The sequence below is a fragment of the Mesorhizobium sp. M4B.F.Ca.ET.203.01.1.1 genome (assembly GCF_004791025.1).
Lineage (GTDB): Bacteria > Pseudomonadota > Alphaproteobacteria > Rhizobiales > Rhizobiaceae > Mesorhizobium > Mesorhizobium abyssinicae.
The window spans coordinates 31,923-56,333 of the sequence record NZ_SRUO01000005.1 but is presented as its reverse complement, the minus strand read 5'-3'; the positions used below and the strand labels follow the sequence as shown (position 1 = coordinate 56,333).

At 65.5% G+C, this 24,411-nt stretch carries 18 protein-coding genes; 8 read left to right on the top strand and 10 right to left on the bottom strand.

Annotated elements, in window-relative coordinates; translation table 11 throughout:
• Positions 1–12 precede the first annotated feature (12 nt).
• From EN846_RS12805 to EN846_RS12790, 4 genes are all read left to right on the top strand, one after another.
• A complete protein-coding gene (locus EN846_RS12805; RefSeq protein WP_128346773.1) occupies positions 13–1,311 on the top strand; it encodes a cytosine deaminase in 1,299 nt (432 codons plus the stop codon).
• Positions 1,312–1,313: 2 nt separating this feature from the next.
• Entirely contained in the window at positions 1,314–2,711 is a 1,398-nt protein-coding gene (locus EN846_RS12800; protein WP_127284951.1) for an FAD-binding oxidoreductase, read from the top strand.
• A 162-nt stretch (positions 2,712–2,873) separates the two neighbouring features.
• Positions 2,874–3,455 (top strand): NAD(P)H-dependent oxidoreductase, encoded by a 582-nt coding sequence (locus EN846_RS12795; protein WP_127311992.1) that lies wholly within the window; start codon positions 2,874–2,876, stop codon positions 3,453–3,455.
• A complete protein-coding gene (locus tag EN846_RS12790; RefSeq protein WP_127311991.1) occupies positions 3,455–4,042 on the top strand; it encodes an NAD(P)H-dependent oxidoreductase in 588 nt (195 codons plus the stop codon). Before EN846_RS12795 ends, EN846_RS12790 begins: the two co-directional genes overlap by 1 nt.
• Before the next feature lie 137 nt (positions 4,043–4,179).
• Here the strand turns inward: EN846_RS12790 and EN846_RS12785 are convergent, their stop codons facing one another.
• Genes EN846_RS12785 through EN846_RS12765 form a run of 5 tightly spaced genes read right to left on the bottom strand, consistent with a single transcriptional unit; the run spans position 4,180 to position 11,739 of the window.
• A complete protein-coding gene (locus EN846_RS12785; RefSeq protein ID WP_127284948.1) occupies positions 4,180–6,627 on the bottom strand; it encodes an FAD-dependent oxidoreductase in 2,448 nt (815 codons plus the stop codon).
• Entirely contained in the window at positions 6,624–7,805 is a 1,182-nt protein-coding gene (locus EN846_RS12780) for a pyridoxal phosphate-dependent aminotransferase (protein ID WP_127284947.1), read from the bottom strand. Before EN846_RS12780 ends, EN846_RS12785 begins: the two co-directional genes overlap by 4 nt.
• Positions 7,805–8,704 (bottom strand): homocysteine S-methyltransferase family protein, encoded by a 900-nt coding sequence (locus EN846_RS12775; RefSeq protein WP_128346364.1) that lies wholly within the window; start codon positions 8,702–8,704, stop codon positions 7,805–7,807. Before EN846_RS12775 ends, EN846_RS12780 begins: the two co-directional genes overlap by 1 nt.
• Positions 8,701–11,136 carry an FAD-dependent oxidoreductase gene (locus EN846_RS12770; protein ID WP_135913909.1) on the bottom strand — a complete coding sequence of 812 codons (2,436 nt, stop codon included), beginning with the start codon at positions 11,134–11,136 and terminating at the stop codon, positions 8,701–8,703. Before EN846_RS12770 ends, EN846_RS12775 begins: the two co-directional genes overlap by 4 nt.
• 15 nt (positions 11,137–11,151) lie before the next feature.
• Positions 11,152–11,739 (bottom strand): XRE family transcriptional regulator, encoded by a 588-nt coding sequence (locus tag EN846_RS12765; RefSeq protein WP_127393625.1) that lies wholly within the window; start codon positions 11,737–11,739, stop codon positions 11,152–11,154.
• A gap of 236 nt (positions 11,740–11,975) precedes the next feature.
• Between EN846_RS12765 and EN846_RS12760 the strand changes: the two genes are divergently transcribed.
• Positions 11,976–12,680 (top strand): nitroreductase, encoded by a 705-nt coding sequence (locus EN846_RS12760; RefSeq protein ID WP_127311983.1) that lies wholly within the window; start codon positions 11,976–11,978, stop codon positions 12,678–12,680.
• Positions 12,681–12,705: 25 nt separating this feature from the next.
• Here the strand turns inward: EN846_RS12760 and EN846_RS12755 are convergent, their stop codons facing one another.
• From EN846_RS12755 to EN846_RS12735, 5 genes are all read right to left on the bottom strand, one after another.
• The gene (locus tag EN846_RS12755) at positions 12,706–14,148 is read right to left on the bottom strand and encodes an MFS transporter (RefSeq protein ID WP_135913910.1); all 1,443 of its coding nucleotides are present in this window, start codon (positions 14,146–14,148) and stop codon (positions 12,706–12,708) included.
• Positions 14,149–14,352: 204 nt separating this feature from the next.
• Entirely contained in the window at positions 14,353–14,955 is a 603-nt protein-coding gene (locus EN846_RS12750) for a sarcosine oxidase subunit gamma (protein ID WP_127393904.1), read from the bottom strand.
• Positions 14,948–17,941: a sarcosine oxidase subunit alpha gene (locus EN846_RS12745; protein WP_127393905.1), complete on the bottom strand. Its 2,994-nt coding sequence runs from the start codon at positions 17,939–17,941 to the stop codon at positions 14,948–14,950. The genes EN846_RS12750 and EN846_RS12745 overlap by 8 nt, the downstream gene beginning before the upstream one ends.
• Positions 17,938–18,234 (bottom strand): sarcosine oxidase subunit delta, encoded by a 297-nt coding sequence (locus EN846_RS12740; RefSeq protein ID WP_128274969.1) that lies wholly within the window; start codon positions 18,232–18,234, stop codon positions 17,938–17,940. Before EN846_RS12740 ends, EN846_RS12745 begins: the two co-directional genes overlap by 4 nt.
• Positions 18,235–18,245: 11 nt before the next feature.
• Entirely contained in the window at positions 18,246–19,505 is a 1,260-nt protein-coding gene (locus EN846_RS12735; RefSeq protein ID WP_128346366.1) for a sarcosine oxidase subunit beta, read from the bottom strand.
• Between the two features lie 204 nt (positions 19,506–19,709).
• Here EN846_RS12735 and EN846_RS12730 point away from each other — a divergent pair, with 204 nt between their 5' ends.
• The 3 genes from EN846_RS12730 to EN846_RS12720 all read left to right on the top strand — a co-directional run bounded on the left by EN846_RS12730 (position 19,710) and on the right by EN846_RS12720 (position 24,411).
• Complete coding sequence (locus EN846_RS12730; RefSeq protein ID WP_127394064.1) at positions 19,710–22,199, top strand: mechanosensitive ion channel family protein; 2,490 nt, start codon at positions 19,710–19,712, stop codon at positions 22,197–22,199.
• Positions 22,200–22,493: 294 nt separating this feature from the next.
• Positions 22,494–22,757 (top strand): hypothetical protein, encoded by a 264-nt coding sequence (locus tag EN846_RS12725; protein WP_187331283.1) that lies wholly within the window; start codon positions 22,494–22,496, stop codon positions 22,755–22,757.
• A gap of 220 nt (positions 22,758–22,977) precedes the next feature.
• Entirely contained in the window at positions 22,978–24,411 is a 1,434-nt protein-coding gene (locus EN846_RS12720; protein WP_127393027.1) for a UbiA family prenyltransferase, read from the top strand.

Below are 24,411 nucleotides of genomic sequence, written 5' to 3'. Positions count from 1 at the left end.
AGGAGTTGCGGCTTGATACCGGCCTCTGGTTCTTACCATCTCGCCAATGTCCGCGTTCACCAGTCGCTGACGCCCGGCCTCACTGCCACATTGGACAGCGACGGCTTCGCGCTCGCCGACATCGCCGTCGCCGACGGCAAGATCGCCAGCATCGTCGCGCGCGGTCGCTCGAAAACGCCGGCCGATGCCATCGATCTTGCCGGCCGCATCGTGCTGCCGTGCTTCGTCGACTGCCACACCCATATCGACAAGGGCCATATATGGCCGCGCAAGCCAAATCCCGACGGCACTTTCATGGGCGCGCTCAATGCCACGGGCGCCGACCGCGCCGCGCGCTGGAGCGCGGAGGATGTGGCGCGGCGCATGGATTTCTCGCTGCGCTCCGCCTACGCGCACGGCACCAGGGCCTTGCGCACGCATCTCGACAGTGTCGCGCCGCAGGAGGAAATCTCCTGGCCGGTGTTCGAGACGATGCGCGAAAAGTGGCGCGGTCGGATCGAGCTGCAGGCGGCCTGCCTGCTGGGCATCGAGAGCGTGCGCGACAAGGCCTGGTTCGAGCGGTTGGCGAAACGTGTCGCCGCCGCCAAGGGCGTGCTCGGTGTCGTCACCTATATGGTGCCGGACCTGGAAGAACTTCTCGACCAGGTCTTCGCCCAGGCGATCAAGCACGGGCTCGACCTCGATTTCCACGCCGACGAGACCGACGATGTCGCGGCGATATCGCTGAAGAAGATTGCCGAGGCCTCGCTGTGGAATGGTTTTGACGGCAACATCCTGGTCGGCCATTGCTGCTCGCTCTCGCGCCAGCCCGACCTTGAAGTGCTGGACACGCTGGACAAGGTGGCGAAGGCAGGGCTCGCCGTGGTGTCGCTGCCGATGTGCAACCTCTATCTGCAGGACCGGCGCAGCAACAACACCACGCCGCGCTGGCGGGGCGTGACGCTGCTGCATGAGATGAAGGCGAGGGGCATTGCGGTCGCCGTCGCGTCAGACAACACACGCGATCCGTTCTACGCCTATGGTGATCTCGACATGCTCGAAGTCTACCGCATGGCGACGCGCATCCTGCATTTCGACCACCCGGTCGGCGACTGGCCGCAAGCGGTCGCGGCGACGCCGGCCAAGGTGATGCGGCTGGAGGGCTTTGGTACACTCAGCGCCGGCGGCAGCGCGGACTTCATCGTCTTCAAGGGGCGGAGCTGGACCGAAATGCTGTCGCGGCCAGAATCGGATCGCATCGTCGTGCGCGAGGGCAGGGCGATCGAACGGAAACTGCCCGACTATGCCGAACTCGACGAATTGATGGTGTGACGATGGATATCGCAGCGCTGAAGCGTGACCTCGAAGGGCTCAAGATCGACGACCATCCGGCGATCGTCCAGCAGAAGAGCCGCGACTTCTACTGGTACAGCCCGGTGCTCAAAGCACAGCTCGACCATGTCACCGGCGACCTGATCGTCACGCCGAAGAGCGAGGACGAGGTGATCCGCGTGCTCGCGGCATGCCATCGGCGCGGCGTCCCGGTGACGCCGCGCGGCAGCGGCACCGGCAACTACGGGCAGGCGATGCCGCTGTCCGGCGGCGTGGTGCTGAACCTCGCCGAAATGAACCAGGTCAAGGCGATCGCACCGGGGCGGGTGGTCACCGGACCGGGCGCGGTGCTGGCCGAGATCGACAAGGCGACGCGCGCGCATTCGGCGCAGGAGCTGCGCATGTCGCCCTCGACCTACAACACGGCGTCGATCGGCGGCTTCGTCGCTGGCGGTTCGGGCGGCGTCGGCTCGATCCGCTGGGGCGGCTTGCGCGACCTCGGCAATGTCATCCGGCTCCGGACCGTGACGATGGAGGCGGAACCGCGCGTCATGGAACTGACCGGCGAGGAGGTGCTCAAGGTCATGCACGCCTACGGCACCAACGGCATCATCACCGAGGTCGAGATGCCGCTGACGGCGTCCTATGACTGGATCGATGTCATCGTCGGCTTCGACGATTTCATGGACGCGGCCGGCTTCGGCAACGACCTCGCCATCCAGGACGGCATATTGGCGAAGCTGATCACGCCGATCGCCGCACCGATCCCCTACGACTATTTCAAGCGGCACCAAAAATTCTTCCGACGCGAGCAGAGCATCGTGGTGTGCATGATCGCGCCGCATGCGATCGAAGCCTTTGTCGCCTTCGTGAAGAGCGGCAAGGGCGAGATCGTCTTCCGGGCCGACCAGGAGGCCGATCTCAAGGGGCTGCCGCCGGCCTACGAATTGACCTGGAACCACACGACGCTGCGGGCGATCCGCGTCGATCCGACGATCACCTATCTGCAAGCACGCTATCCGTCGCCGGATCATCTTGCCCACGTCAAGGCGATGGTCGACCGCTTCGGCGACGAGGTGCCGGCGCATCTGGAATTCATCCGTTTCGACGGCGCGATCGGCGCTGCCGGCCTGCCGTTGGTGCGCTACACCACGCAAGAGCGGCTGGACGAGATCATCCGCATCCACGAGGATAATGGCTGCTGGATCTTCAATCCGCACCGCTACACGCTGGAAGAGGGCGGCATGAAGCGGACCGACGATGTCCAACTCGCCTTCAAGCGCGAGACCGACCCGCAAGGCCTGCTCAACCCCGGCAAGATGATCGCCTGGGAGAACCCGGACTATGATTACCGCTCCGGCAAGTCGTTCCTGTTCAAGGGGCTGCAAAAGGTGGGGTGAGACGATGACGGGCGTTTGGCGCTGCACCCCCCTCTGGCCTGCCGGCCATCTCCCCCTCAAGGGGGGAGATCATTCGCTCCGCCGCTTTCGCCAACCTCCAACGTTGCAAGGACAGGCGTGGCGGAAAAGGGTGCCTGGCGCTGACCTAGGGAAACTCCTCCCGTGAACGTCCTCGTCCTCTACGCTCATCCGGTGGAGACCAGCTTCAATGCCGGCCTGCACCGGACGATCGTCGAGCGGCTGAGCACGGCAGGTCACACGATCGACGACTGCGACCTCTATGCCGAGGATTTCGATCCCCGGCTGACGCGGGCCGAACGGCTCGGCTACCACGACCAGCGCGGACCGGATGACGCCGTGGCCGGCTATGTCGAAAGGCTGCGGAAAGCCGAAGCGCTGGTGCTGTCATTCCCGGTGTGGAATTACGGCTATCCGGCGATCCTGAAAGGCTTCTTCGACCGCGTCTTCCTGCCTGGCGTGTCGTTCAAGCTGGTCGACGGCAAGGTGCGGCCGACGCTGCACAACATAAGCAAGCTCGCCGCTGTCACCACCTATGGCGGCAGCCGGTTCCGGGCCCTGCTGATGGGTGACCCGCCGCGCAAGGTGGTCAAGCGCATGCTGCGCGCCACCATCAAGCCGGGCGCCTCCGTCTCCTACCTCGCGCATTACTCGATGAACCTCTCCACCGACGCGTCGCGGGCGGCCTTCACGGCGAAGGTCGCGGCGAGCATGGATCAATTCTGATGCGCGTGCTGGTGGTCTATTGCCATCCGGTGCCCGAGAGCTTTTGCGCATCGATCCGCGACAGTGCCGTCGAGGTGCTGACCCGACGCGGTTGGGAGGTCCGGCTGCTCGATCTCTATGCCGAGAATTTCAACCCGGTGATGAGCTGCGAGGAGCGGCGTTTCTACAACGAGCGCGCGCCGCAGGATCCGGCGCTCAAACCGCATTTCGAGCATCTCATGTGGGCCGAGGCGATCCTGTTCGTCTATCCGACCTGGTGGTACGGGCTGCCGGCAATGCTGAAGGGCTGGCTCGACCGGGTCTGGGCGACCGATGTCGCGTTCAAGCTGCCGGCCGGCAAGGGGCGGATCACGTCGCTGATGCGGCATGTGACCAAGGTCGGCGTCATCACCACCTGCGGCGCGCCGACCTGGTGGAGCGTCGTCGTCGGCCAGCCCGGCCGCAAAACCATCCTGCGCGGCATGCGGGCGCTGTGCGCCACGCGCTGCCGGACCTTCTTCCTGGCGCATTATCTGATGGACGCCTCGACGCAGAAGAGCAGGGCGGCGTTCCTGGCGAAGGTAAGGGCGCGGTTGGAGAGGTTTTGATAGCCTTCTTCGCCCCGTTTACGGGGAGAAGATGCCGGCAGGCAGATGAGGGGCGGCGCTTCACTGACAGAACTTGGCGCTGCCCCTCATCCGCCCTTCGGGCACCTTCTCCCCGTAGAACGGGGAGAAGGAAGAAATCACATCTTCACCCGCTCCGCCTTGGGGTCATACATCGGCTTCAGCGATGCCTCCGCCGCGAAGCGCTCGCCGGCGATCTCCACCTCGTAGGACGAGCCAAGAACATCCGCCTCGCTCTCGCCCTTGCAAGGCACGTAGCCCAGCCCGATCGCGCCGCCGAGATGGTGGCCGTAATTGCCGGAGGTGATCGGGCCGACGATCTTGCCGTCGCGCAGGATCGCCTCGTTGTGGAAGAGCAGGGGTTGCGGGTCCTTGAGGCGGAACTGCAGCAGCCGGCGGTCCAGCCCGGCTTCCCTCTTCCGCAGCACGGCATCACGGCCGATGAAGTCGCCCTTGGCCGTCTTGACGGCGAAACCGAGGCCAGCTTCCAGCACATTATCCTCGTCGGTGATGTCGTGGCCGAAATGGCGGAAGGCCTTCTCGATGCGGCAGGAATCCAGCGTGTGCAGGCCGCAAAGCTTGAGGGCGCCCTCCGCGCCGGCGTCAGTGAGCGCCTCGAAGATGTGGGCCGCCTGCTCGGTCGAGACATAAAGCTCCCAGCCGAGCTCGCCGACATAGGTGACGCGGTGGGCGCGGGCCAGCCCCATGCCGATCTCGATCTCCTGGAAGGTTCCGAACGGATTGGCCTCATTGGAGAAGTCGTTGGGGCTCACCTTCTGGATCAGTTTTCGCGACTCGGGACCCATCATGCAGATGACCGCTTCGGCGGCGGTGACGTCGGTGATAACGACGAATTCGTCGGCGACATGCCGCCTTAGCCAGGCGAGGTCGCGCTGCAGCGTAGCGCCGGGCACGACGAGGAAATAGGCTGTCTCCGACAGGCGCGACACGGTGAGGTCGCTCTCGATGCCGCCCTTGGCGTTGAGCATCTGCGTGTAGACGATCTTGCCCGGCGCGACGTCCATGTCGTTGGCGCAGAGCCTTTGCAGGAAGGCACAGGCGTCGCGGCCCTCGACGCGGATCTTGCCGAACGAGGTCATGTCGAACAGGCCGACGCCGTTCCTGACCGCCAGATGCTCTTCGCGCTGGTTGTCGAACCAGTTCTGCCGCTTCCAGGAATAGCGGTACGCGCGCTCCTGGCCGTCGCGGGCGAACCAGTTGGCACGCTCCCAGCCGGCGACCTCGCCAAAGACGGCGCCGCGCGCCTTCAGATGCTCATGCAACGGCGAGCGGCGGATGCCGCGCGACGTCGCCATCTGGCGGTAGGGGAAATGGTCGGCGTAGAGCAGGCCGAGGGTTTCGGAGACGCGCTCCTTGAGATAGCGGCGGTTCTTCTGGAAGGGCTGGGCGCGGCGGATGTCGACCTCCCAGAGGTCGAAGGGCGCCTCGCCATCGTTGATCCACTGCGCCAAAGCCATGCCGGCGCCGCCGGAGGAGACGATGCCGATCGAATTGTAGCCGGTTGCCATCCAGTAGCCGGAGAGTTCCGGCGCCTCGCCGAGATAGTAGCGGTCGTCGGGTGTAAAACTCTCGGGGCCGTTGAAGAAGGTGTGGATGCCGGCGGTGCCCAGCATCGGCATGCGGTTGACGCCCATTTCGAGGATCGGCTCGAAATGATCCATGTCCTCGGGCAGCTGGTCGAAGCAGAAATCCTCGCGAATGCCGTCCATGCCCCAGGGTTTGGCCACCGGCTCGAAGGCGCCGAGCATCATCTTGCCGGCATCTTCCTTGTAGTAGGCGCACTCGTCCGGCACGCGCAGCACGGGCAAGCGGGTCAGCCCCGGGATCGGCTCAGTCACGAGATAGAAGTGCTCGCAGGCGTGCAGCGGGATGGTGACGCCGTTCTGGCGGCCGAGTTCGCGCGCCCACATCCCGGCGCAGTTGACGACGATGTCGGTCTCGATCGTGCCCTGTTCGTCGCCCTGTGCCCACGACACGCCGGAGACGCGGCCTCCCTTGGTGTGGACCTTGGTCACCTTGACGTTCTCGATGACTGTCGCGCCGCGCTGGCGCGCGCCCTTGGCCAACGCCATGGCGATGTTGGCGGGGTCGCACTGGCCGTCGAGCGGCAGGTGCACCGCGCCGACGACATCGGACACGTTGAGATGCGGATACATCTGCTTGACTTCGCTGGGCGAAATCTCGCGGACATCGACATCGAAGGCGCGGGCCAGCGAGGCCTGCCGGTAGATCTCGTGCTTGCGCTCTTCGGTCAGCGCCACGGTGATCGAGCCGACCTGGCGCATACCGGTGCCGACATCGGTCTCGGCTTCGAGCTTGACGTAGAGGTCGGCCGAATATTTCGCCAGCCGGGTCATGTTCTGCGAGGCGCGCAACTGGCCGATCAGGCCGGCGGCATGCCAGGTCGTGCCGCAGGTGAGCTGCTTGCGTTCGAGCAGCACGATGTCGGTCCAGCCGAGCTTGGCCAGATGATAGGCGACCGAGCAGCCGGAGACGCCGCCGCCAATGATGACAGCGCGAGCCTTGCTGGGAATGCTCTTGGTCATGCGGCCTCGCGGCGGTAAGCGGAAGCGAAGCGGCGCAGGCGAAGCGCTGCTTCCTTGAGGATGGGCTCCGGCTGGCAGAGGCTGATGCGGATATGTCCGGCGGCGGCCTCGCCGAAACTCGAGCCCGGCATGACGCCGACCTTTTCCTTGTCGAGCAGCGCCCAGGCGAATTTCTCGTCGTCGCGTTCGACGGCCGAGATATCGAGCATCACATACATGCCGCCTTCGGAGCCGCGCACGGTGACATCGTTCATGCCGCGGATCGCTTCGAGGAACAGCGTGCGCCGCCCCGCGTAACGCTCGGCGATCTCCTTGACGCCGTAGTGGTTTTCAAGCGCCTCGGCGCAGGCGATCGAGATGAAGGCCGGCAGGCCGTAGGTTGTCACCAAATTGAGGTTGATGAGCAGCGTGATCATCTCGCTTGGGCCGGTCAGCCAGCCCATGCGCCAGCCGGTCATGCCGTGGCTCTTCGACATCGAATTGATGACCAGCGTGCGCTCGGCCATGCCGGGCAGCGAGCGCGGCGAGATGTGCTCGCCGCCGCCGAGCGTCCAGTAGACCTCGTCGGAGAGCAGCCAGAGGTCATGCTCGCGGCAAACTTGCGCCAGTTCCTCCAGCCGCTCGCGCGAATACACGGCGCCGGTCGGGTTGTTCGGTGTGTTGATGAGGATGGCGCGGGTGTTGGGTTTGAGCGCCTCGCGGATCATGTCGGCCCGCGGCTGGAAGCCGTTCTCGGCCGGGGTTTCGACCACGGTGAATTCGGCGCCCGCCGCACTGAACGTGTTGGGGTAGGTGGCGTAGTAGGGCGCGACGACGATGGCATGGTCACCGGGATCGAGCACGGCCTGCACGGCGGCGTAGAGAGCCGCCTGTCCGCCCTGCGTGGCAATGACCTGGTCGGGTTCCGTCAGGACGCCGGTGCAAGCGGTCGAAGCCGCCGCCATCGCCTTGCGCAGTCGCGGCAGGCCGGGCAGCGGCGTGTAGTGGTGGTTGCTGGCGCGAACGGCGCTGACGCAGGCTTCGATCGTCTGCGAGGGCGTGTCGAAATCATGGTCGCCGACCGACAGCATGATAATGTCCTCGCCGGCCTGCTTGCGGGTCCAGGCGGCGAAATGCACCTCCCAGCCGTCCTTGCCCGAAGGCACGATGCCGGCGATGCGCGATGAGGGTCTGGGCATCATTGAACTCCCGAAATCCGGTGGCCGGCCTCATCGAGCCGGTCGCGCAGGGCGGCGATGTGGGCGGGGCCAACCTCGCAACAACCGCCGACGATGAGGGCGCCGGCCTCGACCCAGCCGATGGCCTGGTCGGCATAGGCCTGCGGGTCGAGGTCGTGGCGGGCATGCAGCACGTCGACCGTGCCGCCATGCTTCAGCGCCTCGATCGAGGTGAAGCCGTTGGCGTAGGCGCCGACCGGTCCGCCGAGCGCGATCAGCTCGGGCAGTGCGGCGCTCACGGCTTCCGGCCGACAGCAATTGACCAGCCTGGCAGCGACCGGCAGGTCGCCGAGCGCGCTCGACGCCGCGGCGATCGTCTCGCCGCTGCGCAGGCGCGGCGTGCCGTGGTCGGCGAGCGTCCACGACACCCAGACCGGCTTGCCGCTTTCCGACGCTGCCGTGACGGCGGCGCGCGCCTCGTCGGCGGAGGCCATCGTCTCGCACAGGAAGAGGTCGACGCCATCGGCCTGCTCGGCGACGATGCGGCGGTAGGTGTCGAGCGTCTCCTGGTAGGAAATGGTCAGCGCAGGCGCGTAGCTGCCGAACAGAGGCGGCAGGCAGCCGGCGACGGCTGCATCGCCGGCTTGCTCGCAAGCCTGCCTGGCAAGCTCGACGCCGCGCTTCTGCAACGGCTTGAACAGGTCTTCCGCGCCTTCGCGCGCCAGGCGTTCGGGCGTCGCGGAATAGGTGTTGAGGGTGATGACGCGGGCGCCCGCCTGGATAAACTCGACATGCAGGTCGCGCACCAGGTCCGGTTCGTCGATCAGCACCCTGGCCGACCACAAGGGCGTCGGCTCGGACTTGCTGCGCCGGACCAGTTCCTGGCCCATGCCGCCGTCGGTGAGGATCACTGATTTCATGTCCGCAGTCTTTCGTTCTTCGGGTCCCAGAGCGGTTCGTCCTTCTGCACCACGGCCTTGAAGCGGTCGCCGAAGATCTCGACCTCGACCGAGGCGCCGGGCTCGGCGAGATCGGCGCGCAGCATGCCGAGCGCGATCGACTTCTCGACCCGGTGGCCATAGCCGCCCGATGTCGTCTCGCCGACGACCCTGCCGTCATGCCAGAGCGTCGACATATAGGGCGCGTCGCATTCGCCGGGGCTCTCGACGACCAGGGTGACGAAACGCTTCTTCACGCCCTGCTGCTTCTCGTTGAGCAGTGCCGCCTTGCCGCGGAAGTCTGGCTTGTCCCATTTGACGAAACGCTCCAGCCCGCCCTGCAGGATCGTATAGTCGGTCGAAAGGTCGCCCTTCCAGGCGCGGTAGCCCTTTTCCAGACGCAGGGAATCGAGCGCGTACATGCCGAAGGGCTTCAGTCCGTGCTTCTGGCCGGCGGCCCAGACAGCATCGAACACCGTCGCCGTGTCTGCGACCTTGGTGTGGATCTCCCAGCCGAGCTCGCCGGCGAAGGAGACGCGCACCAGCTTCGCCCAGCGTCCGGCGATCGTCGTTTCCTGATGCGTCAGCCACGGAAGCGTCAGGTCGGCGGCGCAGACCTCGGCAAGGATTTTTCGCGACTTGGGGCCGGCGAGGATTTGCGTCGAATAGTCCTCGGTGCGGTCGGTCAGGGTGAAGGCTGCGTCTTTCGGCATGCGCGATTTCAGCCATTCGAAATCGTGCCACTGGGCGACCGCGGCGGTGATCAGCGTCATCTGCTCCTCGCCGTGGCGCACGACCGACATTTCAGTGACGATGCGGCCCTTGTCGTCGGAGAAATAGACGAGGCCGATGCGGCCGGGCTTCGGCACCAGGCCGGTGACCTGCAGCGCCAGCCAGTCGGCGGCGCCCGGGCCCTCGAGATTGAAGCGGGAGAAGCCGGGCAGGTCGAGGATGCCGGCGGCGTCGCGCACCGCCAGGCATTCCTCGCGCACGCGGTGCTGCCACGGTCCGTCGCGGCGGAAGGTCAGCGTCGATTGCTCCGATGTGTCGTCACCCTGATGCGCGTACCAGGTGGCGCGCTCCCAGCCATTATAGGCGTCGAACTGGCCGCCGAGCGCCTTGATGCGATCGTGCAGCGGCGACAGTTTGCGGTTGCGCCCCTCCGGCCAGGCATGGCGCGGGAACTGGATGGCGTATTCGTTGCCGTAGATCTCCATGCCCTTGGCGACGCAATAGTCGGGCGCCGCGGCAAAGGACGTGAAGCGGCGCGGGTCGCAGGACCACATGTCCCATTCGGTCTGGCCCTCGGTGATCCATTCGGCCAGCACCTTGCCAGCGCCGCCGCCCTGGGCGATGCCGAAGGTAAAGACGCAGGCCTCGAAGGCGTTCGGCACGCCGGGCATCGGGCCGATCAGCGGGTTGCCGTCCGGCGCGTAGGGGATCGGTCCGTTGATCACCTTGGAGAGGCCGGCAGTGCCAAGGATCGGCACCCGGGCGACTGCGTCGGCGAGATAGTGCTCCAGCCGGTCGAGATCGTCGGGGAAGAGCTGGAAGGAAAAATCCTCGGGCATCGGGTCGTTGTGGGTCGCCCAGTGCGCGCGGCAATTGCGCTCGTAGGGGCCGAGATTCATGCCGCTCTTTTCCTGGCGCAGATAGTAGGAGGTGTCGACGTCGCGCAGCAGCGGCAGTTTCTTGCCCTGTTCCCTGGTCCAGGCGGCAAGCTCGGGGATTTCCTCGAACAATATGTATTGATGGCTCATCACCATCATCGGCACCTCGCGGCCGAACATTTTTCCAACCTCGGCGGCGCGGTAGCCGGCGGCATTGACGATGATCTCGCAGCGGATGTCGCCTTGCGGCGTCGCAACCACCCATTCGCCGTTCTCGCGGCGCACGCCGGTGACCGGGCAGAAGCGGATGATTCTGGCGCCCATGTCGCGCGCGCCCTTGGCCAGCGCCTGGGTCAGCTGCGCCGGATCGATGTCGCCGTCGCTCGGGTCGTAGAGCGCGCCTTTCAACTCATGCGTCTCGATGAACGGATAGCGGCGCTTGATCTCGTCGAGCCCGACGACGTCGATGTCCATGCCCTGGTAGCTCTGGAACTCCTGCATGCGCTCCTTCGAATGGGCGAGCCTGAGCGAGCCGGTGACGTGGTAGTTCATCGGATAGTCGACTGCTTCGGCAAGCCCGCGATAGAGCTCGGTCGAATAGCGCTGCATGTTCATCAGCGACCATGAGGATGAGAAGGTCGGGACGTTGCCGGCGGCATGCCAGGTCGAGCCCGAGGTCAGCTCGTTCTTTTCCAGAAGCACGCAGTCGGTCCAGCCCGCCTTGCAGAGGTGGTAGAGCGAGGAGGCGCCGACGACACCTCCTCCGATTATCACCACGCGTGCCGTGCTCGGCAAACCCGCCATGTTCTTCCCCTTCAATCAATAGACCGGTGGCGAAACCACCCAGATGACCACCGCCGGCTCGGCGCCCGGATTGCGCCAGCGGAACGGCTTGCCCTCGAAGCGAAAGCTGTCGCCTTCGCCGAGCCGGTGCCAGACGCCGGCAATCTCGATCTCGAAAACACCCGACACGACATAGCCGGCTTCTTCCGTCGGGCGGCGCGCCTCGGTCTTCAGTTCCGCTCCCGGCGCGAAGACCGACCGCAACATCTCGAAGCTACCGCCGAGATCAGGTGACAGAAGCTCCTCCACGAGGCCGGATTCGCTTGTGCCAAGCGAGCGCCGGCTGCCGGCGCGCACGACCACGCCGCGCTCCTTCTCGGAAGGCACGTCGTGGCCGAAGAACAGGCTGAGCGGCACGCCGAACAGTTCGGCGAAGGCCCTGAGGTCGCCGAGCGAAGGGACCGACAGGCCGCGCTCAACCTGGCTGACCCAGCCGACGGAACGGCCGAGTTTCAGGCCGATCTCGGCCAGCGTCAGCCCGCGCGCCTTGCGCAGCGCACGGATGTCGCCGGCCAGCAGCCGCTCGCCATTGTCCTGTTCCGATCTGAGGGTGGTCGGGGTCATCGGCCTCCCGGTGAAAAAATTCAGATTAATTTCATGAGAGGCCAGCCGCATGAAAAAATCAAGAGTATTTTCATACTCCCACAAGATTTGCTTGCGCGTTTTTTGCGGTTCATGCAAAGGCTCGGCCACGAACGGCGGGTGGGGACGTCCGGTCGTGGACCAGGTTTCAAGCAGTCTGCGCGTGGTCCTTCGCGGGAACCGGTTTCGGTTTCCGGCCACGCGCAAAGGGACGACCCATGCTGGAGAACAACAGCCGGATTGCCAAGGACGCGGCGATCGTCGACGAGGCGATCACGTCGCGCCGCTCGGTGCGCGCCTTCCTGCCCGACATGGTCGACGACGAGACCATCCGCGACGTCCTTTCCGTTGCCTCGCGCGCGCCTTCCGGCACGAATATGCAGCCGTGGCGGGTCTATGTGACCAAGGGCGAGGTCAAGCAGCGCATCTCAGACGCCATCCTCAATTCCGGCATTCGCGCCGAGAAGGCGGAGTGGGACGAATATCGCTACTACCCCGACCAGTTCTTCGAACCCTATCTCACCCGTCGCCGCGCCAACGGCTTCGGCCTCTACGGCGCGCTCGGCATTGGCCGGCGCGAGGTCGACAGGATGCGTGCCCAGCACGACCGAAACTTCGTCTTCTTCGATGCACCCGTCGGCATGATCTTCACCGTCGACCGGCGGCTGAACAAGGGCTCGTGGATCGACTACGGGATGTTCCTGCAGAACATCATGGTGGCGGCGCGGGGCAGGGGCCTGCACACCTGCCCGCAGGCGGCCTTCGCGCCTTATCACCGGCAGATCCGCCCGGTTCTCAACATCCCGGACGAGGAGATCGTCGTCTGCGGCATGGCGCTGGGCTACGAGGACACGTCGAAGCCGGAGAACGAATTCCGCACCGACCGCGCGCCGCTCGAGGAATGGGTGACGTTCAGCGAGTAAGGCTCGCGACCGCCACGCCTGCAGCCTACTCGGTGTTCATACGCACGCCATGGCCGCTGACATGGGCGCCGTCCTGCGGCGTCAGCCGCAGATAGGCGAACAAGGCGCAGAGCGTGATCAGGCCTTCGATAACGAACAGGATGCGGAAATCGTTGACGCTCGCCTGGCCGCCGCCTGCGAGCAGCGACAGAAGTGCCGCCGCCAGGCCGACGCTGACCGCCACCGCGAGCTGCCAGAGGATGTAGTAGAGCGCGCTGAAGCGGCCGAGTTGCTCGGGCGCGATGTCCGAGTAGGACAGGTTGCCGGTCGAGGCCCATTGCACCGAGCGGAAGATGCCGAAGATGAAGATATAGGCGAGCACGATCCAAGCGGGCAGGCTTGCCTGCATCAAGGCGAAGCCAGCGACCAGACAGGCGACGATCGGCGTGTTGGCGACCAGCACGCGGCGGAAGCCGAAGCGGTTGAGGATGCGCGGCATCATGAAGCGCGTCAGCAGCGAGCCGATCGCGGCAACGAAGGTCAGCGATCCCGCCTGCGCCGCGCTCATGCCGAAGCCGAGCTGGAACATCAGCGGCAACAGGAAGACGACCGAGCTCAGCCCGATCGTATCGAGGCCGCCGCCGGTCAGGAAGCTGACGCGGAAGGTGCGGATGCGCAGCAGTTTGAGGTCGAGCAGCGGATTGCGGACGCGCAGGCAATAGAAGGACGCGACGGTCAGGATGGCGGTCGCCAGCCCGAGCTCGGCGGCGATGATGCCGGCGGCGGCGTCCTTGGCGGCGAGCGAATCCATGCCGAAGACGAGCAGCGCCATGCCGCTGCCGACCAGCAGGAAGCCCGGAAAGTCGAACGGCGTGCGGACCGGCTTGGTCGCGGAGGGGAACAGCGAGGCGGCGAGCAGCGCGGCAATGAGCGCAATCGGGATGTTGATGTAGAAGATCCAGCGCCACGAGACGTAGGTGGTGAGCGCGCCGCCGACCAGCGGGCCGACCAATGGTCCGGACTGGCCGGCCAGCGAAATGTACATGTTGATCTTCAGCGTGCGGTCGCGCGGAAAGCTCGACAGGATCACCACCTGGCCGAGCGTGCCCATCAGCGCGCCGCCGAAACCTTGCATGGCCCGCGAGGCGACCAGCATCCAGATGTTCTCCGAGAGGCCGCAAAGTGCGGAGGCGCTGGCGAAGACCAGCAGGGCAAAGCAATAGACGTTGCGCAGGCCGAAGCGGTCGGCGGCCCAGCCGCCGAGCGGCATCGAGATGATGAGGCTGGCGACATAGACGGTGATCAGCAGGCCAAGCTGGCTCGGCGGACGGGCCAGGCTTTCACCGATGCCGGGAAGCGCAGTCACCACTACATTCTGATCGAGACTGGTCATGAAGACGCCGCAGGCGACCGTCGCCGGCAAAAGCATCGACGCTTCGCCCGCCGGGGCAAAGCGGGTTGTGGCTGTCGCCGAAGTCTCTGCGGTCATTGGAGGATATGGTCGAACGGGTTGCCTGGACGGGCACCTGCCCCGACAGGAGCCCGTGATTTCCTATCTATCGTCCCGGCTGGCCTAAGGCTCAAGCAGCAGTTGCAGCCGTCCGTAGTGCCAGCTGCGTGTTTTTCCAGAATTGTCCTCTTGTCTTACGCAATTCCGGATGGAAAACCGCTGCACACTTTTCCTGGAATTGCTCTACTGCACCTCGTAGCCGACTTCCTCGCTGGCGTGGCACAGCGCCTTCCAGAACGAGCGGGCGAAGGAGCGGAAGACGTAGATGTCGAACTGGTCGCCGCCGCTGCGCTGGATCTGCGCGAAGACGTCGTGATGCGTTGTCGAGCGGCCGGCGCCGACCGGGAAGGCCGTCAGGGCGAAATCGATGGCGAAGAACTTCGCCAGCACCCATTCGGCCTTCGGGCCGGCGATGCGGATCGCGGTGCGGCCGTGCGACAGATCGGTGACGGTGCCTACGTCCGGCGTGACGACGCCGCAGAACGCGGCCGCAAGGCCCTCGGCTTCGTCGACGACGGTGAACTTGCCCGGGGCGAAGCCGAACGCCGCTCTTACGCCGTTGGCGACGCCGCCGCCTGCGCCGTCCGGAAGGGCAAGGCCCGCAACCTTATATATGGCCGACATCAGCCGCTTCTCCTCGCCCGGCCAAGCGGCGAGCTGCAGGATCGACCCCGGCCGCGTCTCCGACAGGATGACGTCGACGCCTTGTTCGAAATTGCCGTGCGAGCCCGGATGGTACTCCGGCTCGAGCGGAGACAAGCGCACGGGTAATTGGCGTTCAACCATGCATGCGGCTCCCGTCCGGGTCGTAGAAGTGGTTGGAGACGATCTCGATCGGACCGAACCGGTTGCGCAATGGGTCGGAGACGAAGGCGCGCGTGCCGTGGCGGGCCTTGCCGCCCTTGACCAGCGCCAGCGCGATATGCTTGCCGAGCGCCGGCGAGTAGCAGCAGGCGGTGATGTGGCCGATCGAATTGTGCGGATTGGCTTCGTCCAATTCCTCGACGATATGGGCGCCGCCGTTGAGCGGGCGGTTGTCGAGCGAGACCAGGCCGACCAGTTGCAGCCGGTCAGGCGCGATCAATCCTTCGCGGTCCATCATTGCCGAGCCGATGAAGGGCTTCTTCTTCGACAGCATCCAGTCGAGATGCAGGTCGCGCGCCGTGGTGCGGCCGTCGATCTCGGCGCCGGTGACATGGCCCTTCTCGATGCGCATCGTGCCCAGCGCCTCGAGCCCGTAGGTGACCAGGCCGAACGGCTTGCCGGCCGCGATCAGCGCCTCCCAGACATGGGTGCCGTAGCCGGCGCCGGAATAGACCTCGAAGGCCATCTCGCCGGAGAAAGAGAGACGGCAGATCATCACCGGCACGCCTGATATCTGGCCGTAGACAATGCCCATGAAGGGCAGGGTGGCGTTGTCGACGGCGCTGCCGGTTACGCAGGCCGCAAGGATGGCTCTCGCCTTCGGCCCGCCGATGGCGGCGCCAGCCCATTCGTCGGTCACAGAGGTGACGGTGACCTTCAGCTCCGGCCAGATGACGTCGAGGAAATATTCCAGATGCTGCATCACCTTGCCGGCATTGGCGGTGGTGGTGGTCATCAGGAAGTCCTGTTCGCCAAGCCGCCAGGTGGTGCCGTCATCGAAGGCAAGCCCGTCCTCGCGCAGCATCAGGCCGTAGCGCGCCTTGCCGACGGCAAGCGTGGAAAACATGTTGGTGTAGACGCGGTCGAGGAGCTCCGCCGCGTCCGGCCCCTGCACCGCGATCTTGCCCAGCGTCGAGACGTCGACGATGCCGGCGCTGTCGCGGGTGGCCTTGGCCTCACGGACATAGGCCTGCTCGACCGTCTCGCCGGCGAGCCCGTAGATCATCGGCCGGTACCAGAGTCCGGCCGAATACATCCTCGCGCCATTGGCGATGTGCCAGTCATGCATCGGCGTCAGCCGCTCGGGCTTGACGTCGCCAAAACGCTCGGCCGCCAGCGAGCCGATCGACACCGCCGTATAGGGCGGGCGGAAGCGCGTCGTGCCGACCTCGGGGATCGGCTTGCCGAGCGCCTCGGCCATGATGGCGAGGCCCGGCACGTTTGAGCTCTTGCCCTGGTCGGTGGCCATGCCGAGCGTGGTGTAGCGCTTCAGATGCTCGACCGAGACAAAGCCCTCGCGATGCGCCAGCCGCACATCTTCCGCCGTCACGTCGTGCTGGAAATCGACGAAGCTCTTGCCCTTCGCCTTGATCTCGAACACCGGCGCCGGATCGGGCTCGCCGGGCGCTGCTTCGACGTCCGGCAACGCCGCCGGCGTGCCAGGGCTGCCGGCGGCGGCGAGACCCGCGGCACGGCCTTCGGCAATGGCCTCGGCGGTCGAGAAACTGCCGGTGAAGGCACCGGCGCCGACCCAGCGCTGCGTCGGCTTGGGCGGCAGGAAAGCTTGGCGGGAAGCGTCCCACTCGGCCCTGGCGCCGGCCTGGCTGGCGAGGTGGATGGTCGGCGACCAGCCGCCAGAGATCAGCAGGCAGTCGGCGTGGATGCTGCGCGCATCGCCGGTGAGCGCGCCGCTCAGCATGTCGAAGCGCTGCACCTTGAGGCCGTTGAGCGCCTTGCCGCCTTCCGTCGCGATCACGGCATGGCCGGACAGGATTTCCGCCTCGGCTTCGGTGGCCAGCCTGCGCATCTCATCCGACAGCTCGGCGCGAACGTCGATGATGGCGACGATCGCGGCCCCTGCCTGCTTCAATGCCTGGGCGGAGCGGTAGGCGCTGTCATTGTTGGTGAAGAGGGCAATCCGCTCGCCTGGCAGCACGCCATATTCATTGGCGTAACGCTCCGCCGCATGCGCCAGCATGACGCCCGGCCGGTCATTGCCGGGAAAGACGAGCGGCCGTTCGAAGGAACCGGTGGCGAGCACCACGGTCCTGGCGCGGATCGCCCAGTAGCGGTGGCGCGGCTCGCCCCTGGCGGGGCTCTCCTTGTGGTCGGTGACACGCTCCAGCGCGGCAAGCGTGTTGCCGTCATAGTAGCCCCAGACCGTGGTGCGCGGCAAAAGCCGCACATTGTCGTTGCCTTCGAGCTGGCCGGCTGCGCGCGCCGCCCAGTCGGCCGCCGGCATGCCGTCGATGGTCTCGCCGGACCAGTTGGCCGAGCCGCCGAAGCGCGGCTCCAGCTCGGTGAGGATGACCCGCGCGCCCTGGTCGGCGGCAGCCTTGGCGGCCATCAGGCCGGCCGGACCTGAGCCGACCACCAGCACGTCGCAGAAGGCGTTCATGCGCTCGTATCGCGACGTGTCGGCGGCGGTGCCGGCCCTGCCGAGGCCGGCGGCGCGGCGGATGAAATGCTCGCAGAACATCCAGAAACGCGTGCCCTTGAGTGGGCCGATCACCGGCCCCATGAAGGTCTTGTAATAGAAGCCGGCCGACAGGAGCTTGCCGCCGAGCTGATTGACCGCGCTGACGTCCCAGGCGAGCGAGGGGAAGCGGTTCTGGCTGACGGCGGTGAGCCCGTCATAGATCTCGACCATGGTGGCCGGGATGTTCGGCTCGCGGACCTCGCCGCGCAGCACCGTCACCAATGCGTTCGGCTCCTCGACGCCGGCGGTGAGCACGCCGCGCGGGCGGTGGTATTTGAACGAGCGGCCGAACAGCGTGACGCCATTGGCGAGCAGCGCCGAGGCCAGCGTGTCGCCGGCATGGCCTGTGTACGAAGCACCGTCGAAGCTGAAGCGGATGGTGCGCAGGCGGTCGACGCGACCGCCGGTCTCAGTGCGGCGCGGGCTCACGACTTCGCCTCCGTCCTGTGCCGCGCGGCGGATTTGTGGCCGCCATGCGCGAAGGCGGTGCTGGAGATGTCATGCGTCAGCGTGTTGCGCACGACCCTGACATGGGCGCGGCAGCCGCCCGAATGCTGCCAGATCTCATTGTGGTCGCCGGCGGGGTTCAGCCGGTCGTAGACATAGGCGTTCCAGGCGTCGATGTCCTGCGAGGCAGGTTGCGGGCGCTCGCGGTTGCCGTCGCCCTGATAGGTGAATTCGATGACGTCGCGCGGGCCGCAATAGGGACAGGTGATGAGCATTTATCTAAACCCTAATGCAGCCGAGGCGTCGCGCCCTGGCCTTTGTCGTCGATGACGAGGCCGCGATAGAAGCGGTCGAGCGTGAAGGGCGCGTTGAGCTCGTGCGGCTCGTCCTTGGCGATGGTCCAGGCAAAGCACAGGCCGGAGGCAGGCGTCGCCTTGAAGCCGCCGTAGCACCAGCCGCAATTGAGATACATGCCGGGCAGCGGGCCGGTTGTGATGATCGGCGAGCCGTCCATCGTCATGTCGCAGAGGCCGCCCCAGGAGCGCAGCATGCGCACGCGCGCCAGGCCCGGGAACAGCGCCAGCATCTCGCTCATCACCTCGTCGACGATGGGCAGGCTGCCGCGCTGGGCATAGCTGTTGTAGCCGTCGAGGTCGCCGCCATAGACCAGGCCACCCTTGTCGGACTGCGAGATGTAGAAGTGGCCCATGCCGAAGGTCAGGATGGTGTCGATGATCGGCTTCAGCGATTCCGACACGAAGGCCTGCAATACGTGGCTCTCGATCGGCATCTTGTCGATGCCGGCCAGTTGTATGACGCGGCCGGTGCTGCCGGCGACGGCAAGCGCAACCTTCCTGGCGCGGATTTCGCCGCGCGTCGTCGACACGCCGGTGATGCGGTCGCCGTCACGCAGGAAGCCGGTGACCTCGCAATTCTCGATGATGTCGACGCCGCGGCGGTCGGCGCCGCGCGCATAGCCCCAGGCCACCGCATCGTGGCGGGCGCTGCCGGCGCGCCGCTGCATCAGTCCGCCGATGACCGGAAAACGCGCCGAGCCGGAGACGTCGAGCACAGGCACCAGCCGCTTGATCTGGTCGACCGTCATCAGTTCGGCATCGACGCCGAGATGGCGCATGGCGTTGCCGCGCCTGGCATAGTCATCGAACTGGGCCGGCGTATGCGCGAGGTTGAGACAGCCGCGCTGCGAGAACATGACGTTGTAGTTCAGGTCGTGCGACAGGTTCTCCCACAGCTTCATCGAATGCTCGTAGAAGCGCGTGTTGGACGGCAAAAGGTAGTTCGAGCGAACCGCGGTGGTGTTGCGGCCGACATTGCCCGAGCCGAGCCAGCCCTTTTCCAGCACCGCGACGTTGGTGATGCCGTGCTCCTTGGCGAGGTAGTAGGCGGTCGACAGGCCGTGCCCGCCGCCGCCGATGACGATCACGTCATAGGATGCCTTCGGGTCCGGCTTGCGCCAGGCCGGCTTCCAGTCCTGGTTTCCGCTGAGCGCGTTCTTGAGGAGCGAAAAGGCCGAATATTCCGCCATGTTTCATGTCGTCCGGTTTGTGCGATGCGGCAGACTATAGAGCAGGCGGCGGGCGCAAAGCCAAGATTGCGCCATCGCTTTTCGACTGGCCGACTCCGGTCCGTTCGGCGGCTCTGGACGGGGACGGCTTGCCGCATGGTATGGCGGTCTTTATCAAGAACGGAGTTTTTCCAAGTCTTTCGGCAGCGAGTCGCCAACAACGTCATGCTCTTCCGGTTGCTTCGCCTGATCCTGGTCTTCATGCTCGTCGTGTCGGCGCAGCCGTCGTTCGACGCGATGGCGCAGGCGATCGGCCAGGGTTCCGCCCAGCTGATCGCCGACCAGCAGAAGGTCGTCCAGGACCTGACGGCCAAGACCGATGGTCTCGAAAAGAAGGTCACCGACGATGCCGAGGACGACGCCGCGCTCGTCGACATCCGCCTGCAGCTCGAGGATATGTCGCGGGCGGCGCTGAACAGCGCGCTGGCCTTCCGGTCGCGCCTCACCGACATCAACAATCGCATCGAGGTGCTGGGGCCGCCGCCGGCGCAGGGACAGCCGCCGGAGCCCGCGATCGTCACCAACGAGCGCAGTGCGCTTGCCGCCGAAAAGGCGGAGATCAACGCCGTCATCGCCGGCGCGCAGAACCTGTCGATCCGCATCAACGGGCTGATCGACAAGATCGGCATCATGCGCAGCGAGCTTTTCCGCAACGTTCTGACCAAACGCTACGAGCTGACCGACGCACTCAGCCCGCAGGCCTTTTCCGATGCTCACGATCAGTTCACCGGCCTCTACAAGGCGGTGGTGTCCTGGCTGAGCTTCGCCTTCAAATTCAAGCTCCAGGCCGTGCTCGCGGCGGCCCTGATGGCGCTGGGGCTGGCGGCGGTGCTGCTGGTCGGCGGCCGGCGACTGTTCGGGCGGATCTTCGAACCCGACCCGTCCATCGAGGAGCCGTCCTATCTCAGCCGGCTTTCCGTGGCGTTCTGGTCGACGCTGCTGCCGTCCGCGGCGCTCACAGTGTTCCTCGCCTCGACTGTGTTTTTCTTCAATTATTACAATGTGCTGCGCGGCGACATCGGCGTCTTCCTCAATGCGCTGCTGGCCGTCATCGCGGTGGTGTTCTGCGTCAACCGGCTGACCAATGCCGCACTCGAGCCGCGCCTGCCGAACTGGCGCCTGATCCCGGTCGCAACTGGCCCGGCGCGCTGGCTGGTGCGGCTGACCACGGCGATGGCTGTGGTCATCGGCTTCAACAATTTCCTGGCGGTCGTCAACGACAAGATGGGCTCGCCGCTGTCGCTGACCATTGCCAGAAGCTTCGTCGCCACCATCATCGTAGGCGTCATCCTGATCCTGATGGCATTGCTGAAGCCATTCCGGGCGAGGGATGGAACATGGCGCCCGTGGCCAGCCTGGCTTCGCGTCACCGCCGTGGCGCTCGGCCTGTTCACCATCGCCGCGGCGCTGCTCGGCTATATCGGCCTTGCGCTCTTCGTCTCCCTGCAGGTGGTGGTCACCGGCACTGTCCTCGTCACCGCCTATATCGGCTTCCTGTCGGCGCGGGCGATCGGCGAGGAGGGCGGCTTCGCCGACACATCGATAGGGCGCTGGCTGACCACCAATTCCAGCTATGACGAGACTGCGCTCGACCAGCTCGGCCTGGTCGTCAGCATCGCCATCAACCTGATGATCGTGCTGGTGTTCCTGCCGCTGATCCTTTTGATGTGGGGATTCCAGCCCGGCGACATCCAGGCCTGGGCCTACAAGCTGGCGACGGGCGTCACCATCGGCTCGGTGACGATTTCGTTCACCGGCATCCTCAGCGGCATCGTCGTCTTCGTCATCGGCTATTTCCTGACGCGCTGGTTCCAGGGCTGGCTCGACGGCTCAGTGATGGCGCGCGGCAGGGTCGATCCCGGCGTGCGCAACTCGATACGGCTGGCGGTTGGTTATGCCGGCGTCGCCATTGCCGGCCTCGTCGGCGTCTCGGCGGCCGGCATCGACCTGTCGAACCTGGCCCTCGTTGCCGGCGCCCTGTCGCTCGGTATCGGTTTCGGCCTGCAGAATGTCGTGTCGAACTTCGTCTCCGGCCTGATCCTGCTCGCCGAGCGGCCGTTCAAGGTCGGTGACTGGATCGTCGCCGGCGACACCACGGGCACGGTCCGGAAGATCAGCGTGCGCGCCACCGAGATCGAGACGTTCCAGCGGCAGTCGGTGATCCTGCCCAATTCGAACCTGATCAACAATGCGGTCGGCAACTGGACGCACCGCAACAAGCTCGGCCGTGTCGATATCAAGGTCGGGGTCGCCTATGGCAGCGACGTCAAGCGGGTGCATGCCCTTTTGCTCGACATCGCGCGCAGCCATCCGCTGGTGCTGAAAAACCCCGAGCCGTTCGTGCTGTTCGCCAATTTCGGCGCCGCCGCACTCGAATTCGAGATCCGCGTCTTCCTCGCCGACATCCTCAACGGCAACATCGTCCAGAACGACATCCGTTTCGCCATCTTCGATGAGTTCAACAGCGAGCACATCGAGATCCCGTCGACGCCGCGCGCCGTGGTCGAGACGAAGAAGCCCGAGGCATGGCCGCTCGACGACGACAAGATGGAGGCCGACTTCGCCGACAAGGAGCAAGCGGAGGCCGAAGCCGCGGTAGAGAAGGCGCGCCTGGCGAAGTCCAGGCGCAAGGGCAGCAAGCCCGACCCGGATTGAGGTGGGCTGATATTCAGGTGAGGCCGGCCTGCAAACGGCGGCTGCCTGCGCTTCCGGTGCTCACCTACTTTATGTACGCTCCGCTCCGGTTCTCGGAACCCACCGTTTTCGACACGGCCTGACCTGAATCTCAGTACACCTTGGAGACGCCGCAGCGTGCTCGCAAACCAATTGCGGCATGAATGCGGCATTCAGTTGCGGTTCAGCTTCGATCTCATATAAGCTCGCATGCAAAGGGCGAGAATGCCTTGCGAAATGCAACAAGAGGCGGTGTGGAAACACCGGTATTGCAAAATGTGGAAGTCTGTCGTCGCCGCCATCGCTTTCCTGGCCGTGAGCGGGTCGGCTTTTGCCGCCAGCGCGGTCAACAAGGACGCCGAGACCAGGACGCTGATCGTGACCGAGGGCGGCGGCAAGACGGAGCTGGCGCTGGCCGCCGGCGAAACCGTGGAATTCTGCCCGAACGGCTGTTTCGTCACTTTGCCCAATGGTGACCTCGAAGCCTTGACCGGCTCGGAGACGGTCGAGATCTCGGGCGGCGTCGGCCGCATCAAGTAGTCGTCCGCATCAAGTAACCAAGGCAGCATCTCTTGCGAAGGCCGGGCACATTGCCCGGCCTTTTATTGTTTCCGGTAGCAGTCGTTTAACAATGACGGGGGAAATACCACCGTACACACCGGATGCAACCGGGCGTTTTAACGTTCGCTACGCCGTTCCCCGCTATACCGGTCGCGAAGACGCCCAAACGCGGCGCGAAGGATCAGGCAGGCAGGGAATCATGGACGCGCGGTCGGATAGGAACGCAATTCCGCTTGCGGTCGATCTCGACGGCACGCTGATTGCAACCGATCTTCTGTGGGAAGGCCTGTTCATCCTTCTCAAGAAGAACCCGCTCTATGTCTTCATGGTGCCGTTCTGGCTGGCAGGCGGCCCGGCGCGCTTGAAGCAGGAGATCGCCGCCCGCATCGATATCGATCCGGCTTCGCTGCCCTATCGTGAGGTGCTGCTCGAGCGGCTTCGCACCGATCACCACGAGGGCCGCCTGATCGTGCTGGCGACCGGCACGCCGCGCAAGTTCGCGGAGGCGATCGCTTCGCATCTCGGCATTTTCGATCGCGTGCTGGCGACCGATGGCCCGCACAACATGACCTCGGGCAGGAAACGCGACTCGCTGGTCGCCGCTTATGGCGACGGCGGCTTCGACTATGCCGGCAACAGCCGGCACGACCTCAAGGTCTTCGACGCCGCGCGTAGCGCGATCATCGTGGCGCCCGACCGTCATGCGGCGCGCTGGCAGGCCGCGCATGGCGGCGAAACGGTTGCGGCGCCGAAGCCGACCTTGAAGACATTCGTCAAGATGCTGCGCGTGCATCAATGGCTGAAGAACGCGCTGATCGCGGTACCGATGGTGCTGTCGCACGAGTACTTCAACATCGACATGATCTGGGAATGCGTGCTGGCGTTCATTTCCTTCAGCGCGGTGGCCTCGGCCATCTATATCCTCAACGACTTCTTCGACCTCGCGCTCGACCGCAAGCATCCGACCAAGCGCTATCGCCCCTTCGCAAGCGGCGCGCTGTCGATCCCTTTCGGCTTCGGCGCGATGGTGGCCTTGATCGCCATCGGCATTGCCGCCGGACTGGCGCTGCCGATCGAATTCCTCGGCGTGCTGGGCGGCTACATGGTCGTCACCACGGCCTATTCGCTGTCGTTCAAGCGCATGCTGCTGGTCGACGTGCTGACGCTCGCCGGCCTCTACACGATCCGGGTGCTGGCGGGCGCGGCGGCGACCGGCGTCGACGTCTCGTTCTGGCTGCTCGCCTTCTCGATCTTCTTCTTCCTGTCGTTGGCGCTGGTGAAGCGCTTCGTCGAATTGCGCACCACCGCCATCCCGGCCGGCGAGCGCATTGCCGGCCGCGGCTACCGCACCGAGGACCAGGAGATCGTCGCCCAGGCGGGCATGGCCTCGGCCTTCTCCTCGGCGCTGGTGCTGGCGCTCTACATGGACAGCGTCTCGGTGCGCGAACTCTATCCGCATCCGTGGCTGGTCTGGCCACTGGCGCCGATCGTGCTCTATCTCACCATGCGCGTCTGGATCCTCGCCCGCCGCGACGAGATGCATGACGATCCGGTCGTCTTCATCATCCGCGACTGGCGCAGCCAGATCGTCGTCGCCATCGGCGCGGCGTTCCTGGTTGCCGGAGGCTGGTGA

Bases quoted from the DNA above. Each gene is read 5' to 3' on its own strand.
- EN846_RS12800 (WP_127284951.1), top strand. From the start codon at position 1,314: ATGGATATCGCAGCGCTGAAGCGTGACCTCGAAGGGCTCAAGATCGAC.
- EN846_RS12740 (WP_128274969.1), bottom strand. From the start codon at position 18,234: ATGCTCATCACCTGTCCCTATTGCGGCCCGCGCGACGTCATCGAATTC.
- EN846_RS12770 (WP_135913909.1), bottom strand. From the start codon at position 11,136: ATGGCGGGTTTGCCGAGCACGGCACGCGTGGTGATAATCGGAGGAGGT.
- EN846_RS12785 (WP_127284948.1), bottom strand. From the start codon at position 6,627: ATGACCAAGAGCATTCCCAGCAAGGCTCGCGCTGTCATCATTGGCGGC.
- EN846_RS12735 (WP_128346366.1), bottom strand. From the start codon at position 19,505: ATGGCGGAATATTCGGCCTTTTCGCTCCTCAAGAACGCGCTCAGCGGA.
- EN846_RS12775 (WP_128346364.1), bottom strand. From the start codon at position 8,704: ATGAAATCAGTGATCCTCACCGACGGCGGCATGGGCCAGGAACTGGTC.
- EN846_RS12755 (WP_135913910.1), bottom strand. From the start codon at position 14,148: ATGACCGCAGAGACTTCGGCGACAGCCACAACCCGCTTTGCCCCGGCG.
- EN846_RS12780 (WP_127284947.1), bottom strand. From the start codon at position 7,805: ATGCCCAGACCCTCATCGCGCATCGCCGGCATCGTGCCTTCGGGCAAG.
- EN846_RS12765 (WP_127393625.1), bottom strand. From the start codon at position 11,739: ATGACCCCGACCACCCTCAGATCGGAACAGGACAATGGCGAGCGGCTG.
- EN846_RS12720 (WP_127393027.1), top strand. From the start codon at position 22,978: ATGGACGCGCGGTCGGATAGGAACGCAATTCCGCTTGCGGTCGATCTC.
- EN846_RS12725 (WP_187331283.1), top strand. From the start codon at position 22,494: ATGTGGAAGTCTGTCGTCGCCGCCATCGCTTTCCTGGCCGTGAGCGGG.
- EN846_RS12730 (WP_127394064.1), top strand. From the start codon at position 19,710: ATGCTCTTCCGGTTGCTTCGCCTGATCCTGGTCTTCATGCTCGTCGTG.
- EN846_RS12750 (WP_127393904.1), bottom strand. From the start codon at position 14,955: ATGGTTGAACGCCAATTACCCGTGCGCTTGTCTCCGCTCGAGCCGGAG.
- EN846_RS12790 (WP_127311991.1), top strand. From the start codon at position 3,455: ATGCGCGTGCTGGTGGTCTATTGCCATCCGGTGCCCGAGAGCTTTTGC.
- EN846_RS12760 (WP_127311983.1), top strand. From the start codon at position 11,976: ATGCTGGAGAACAACAGCCGGATTGCCAAGGACGCGGCGATCGTCGAC.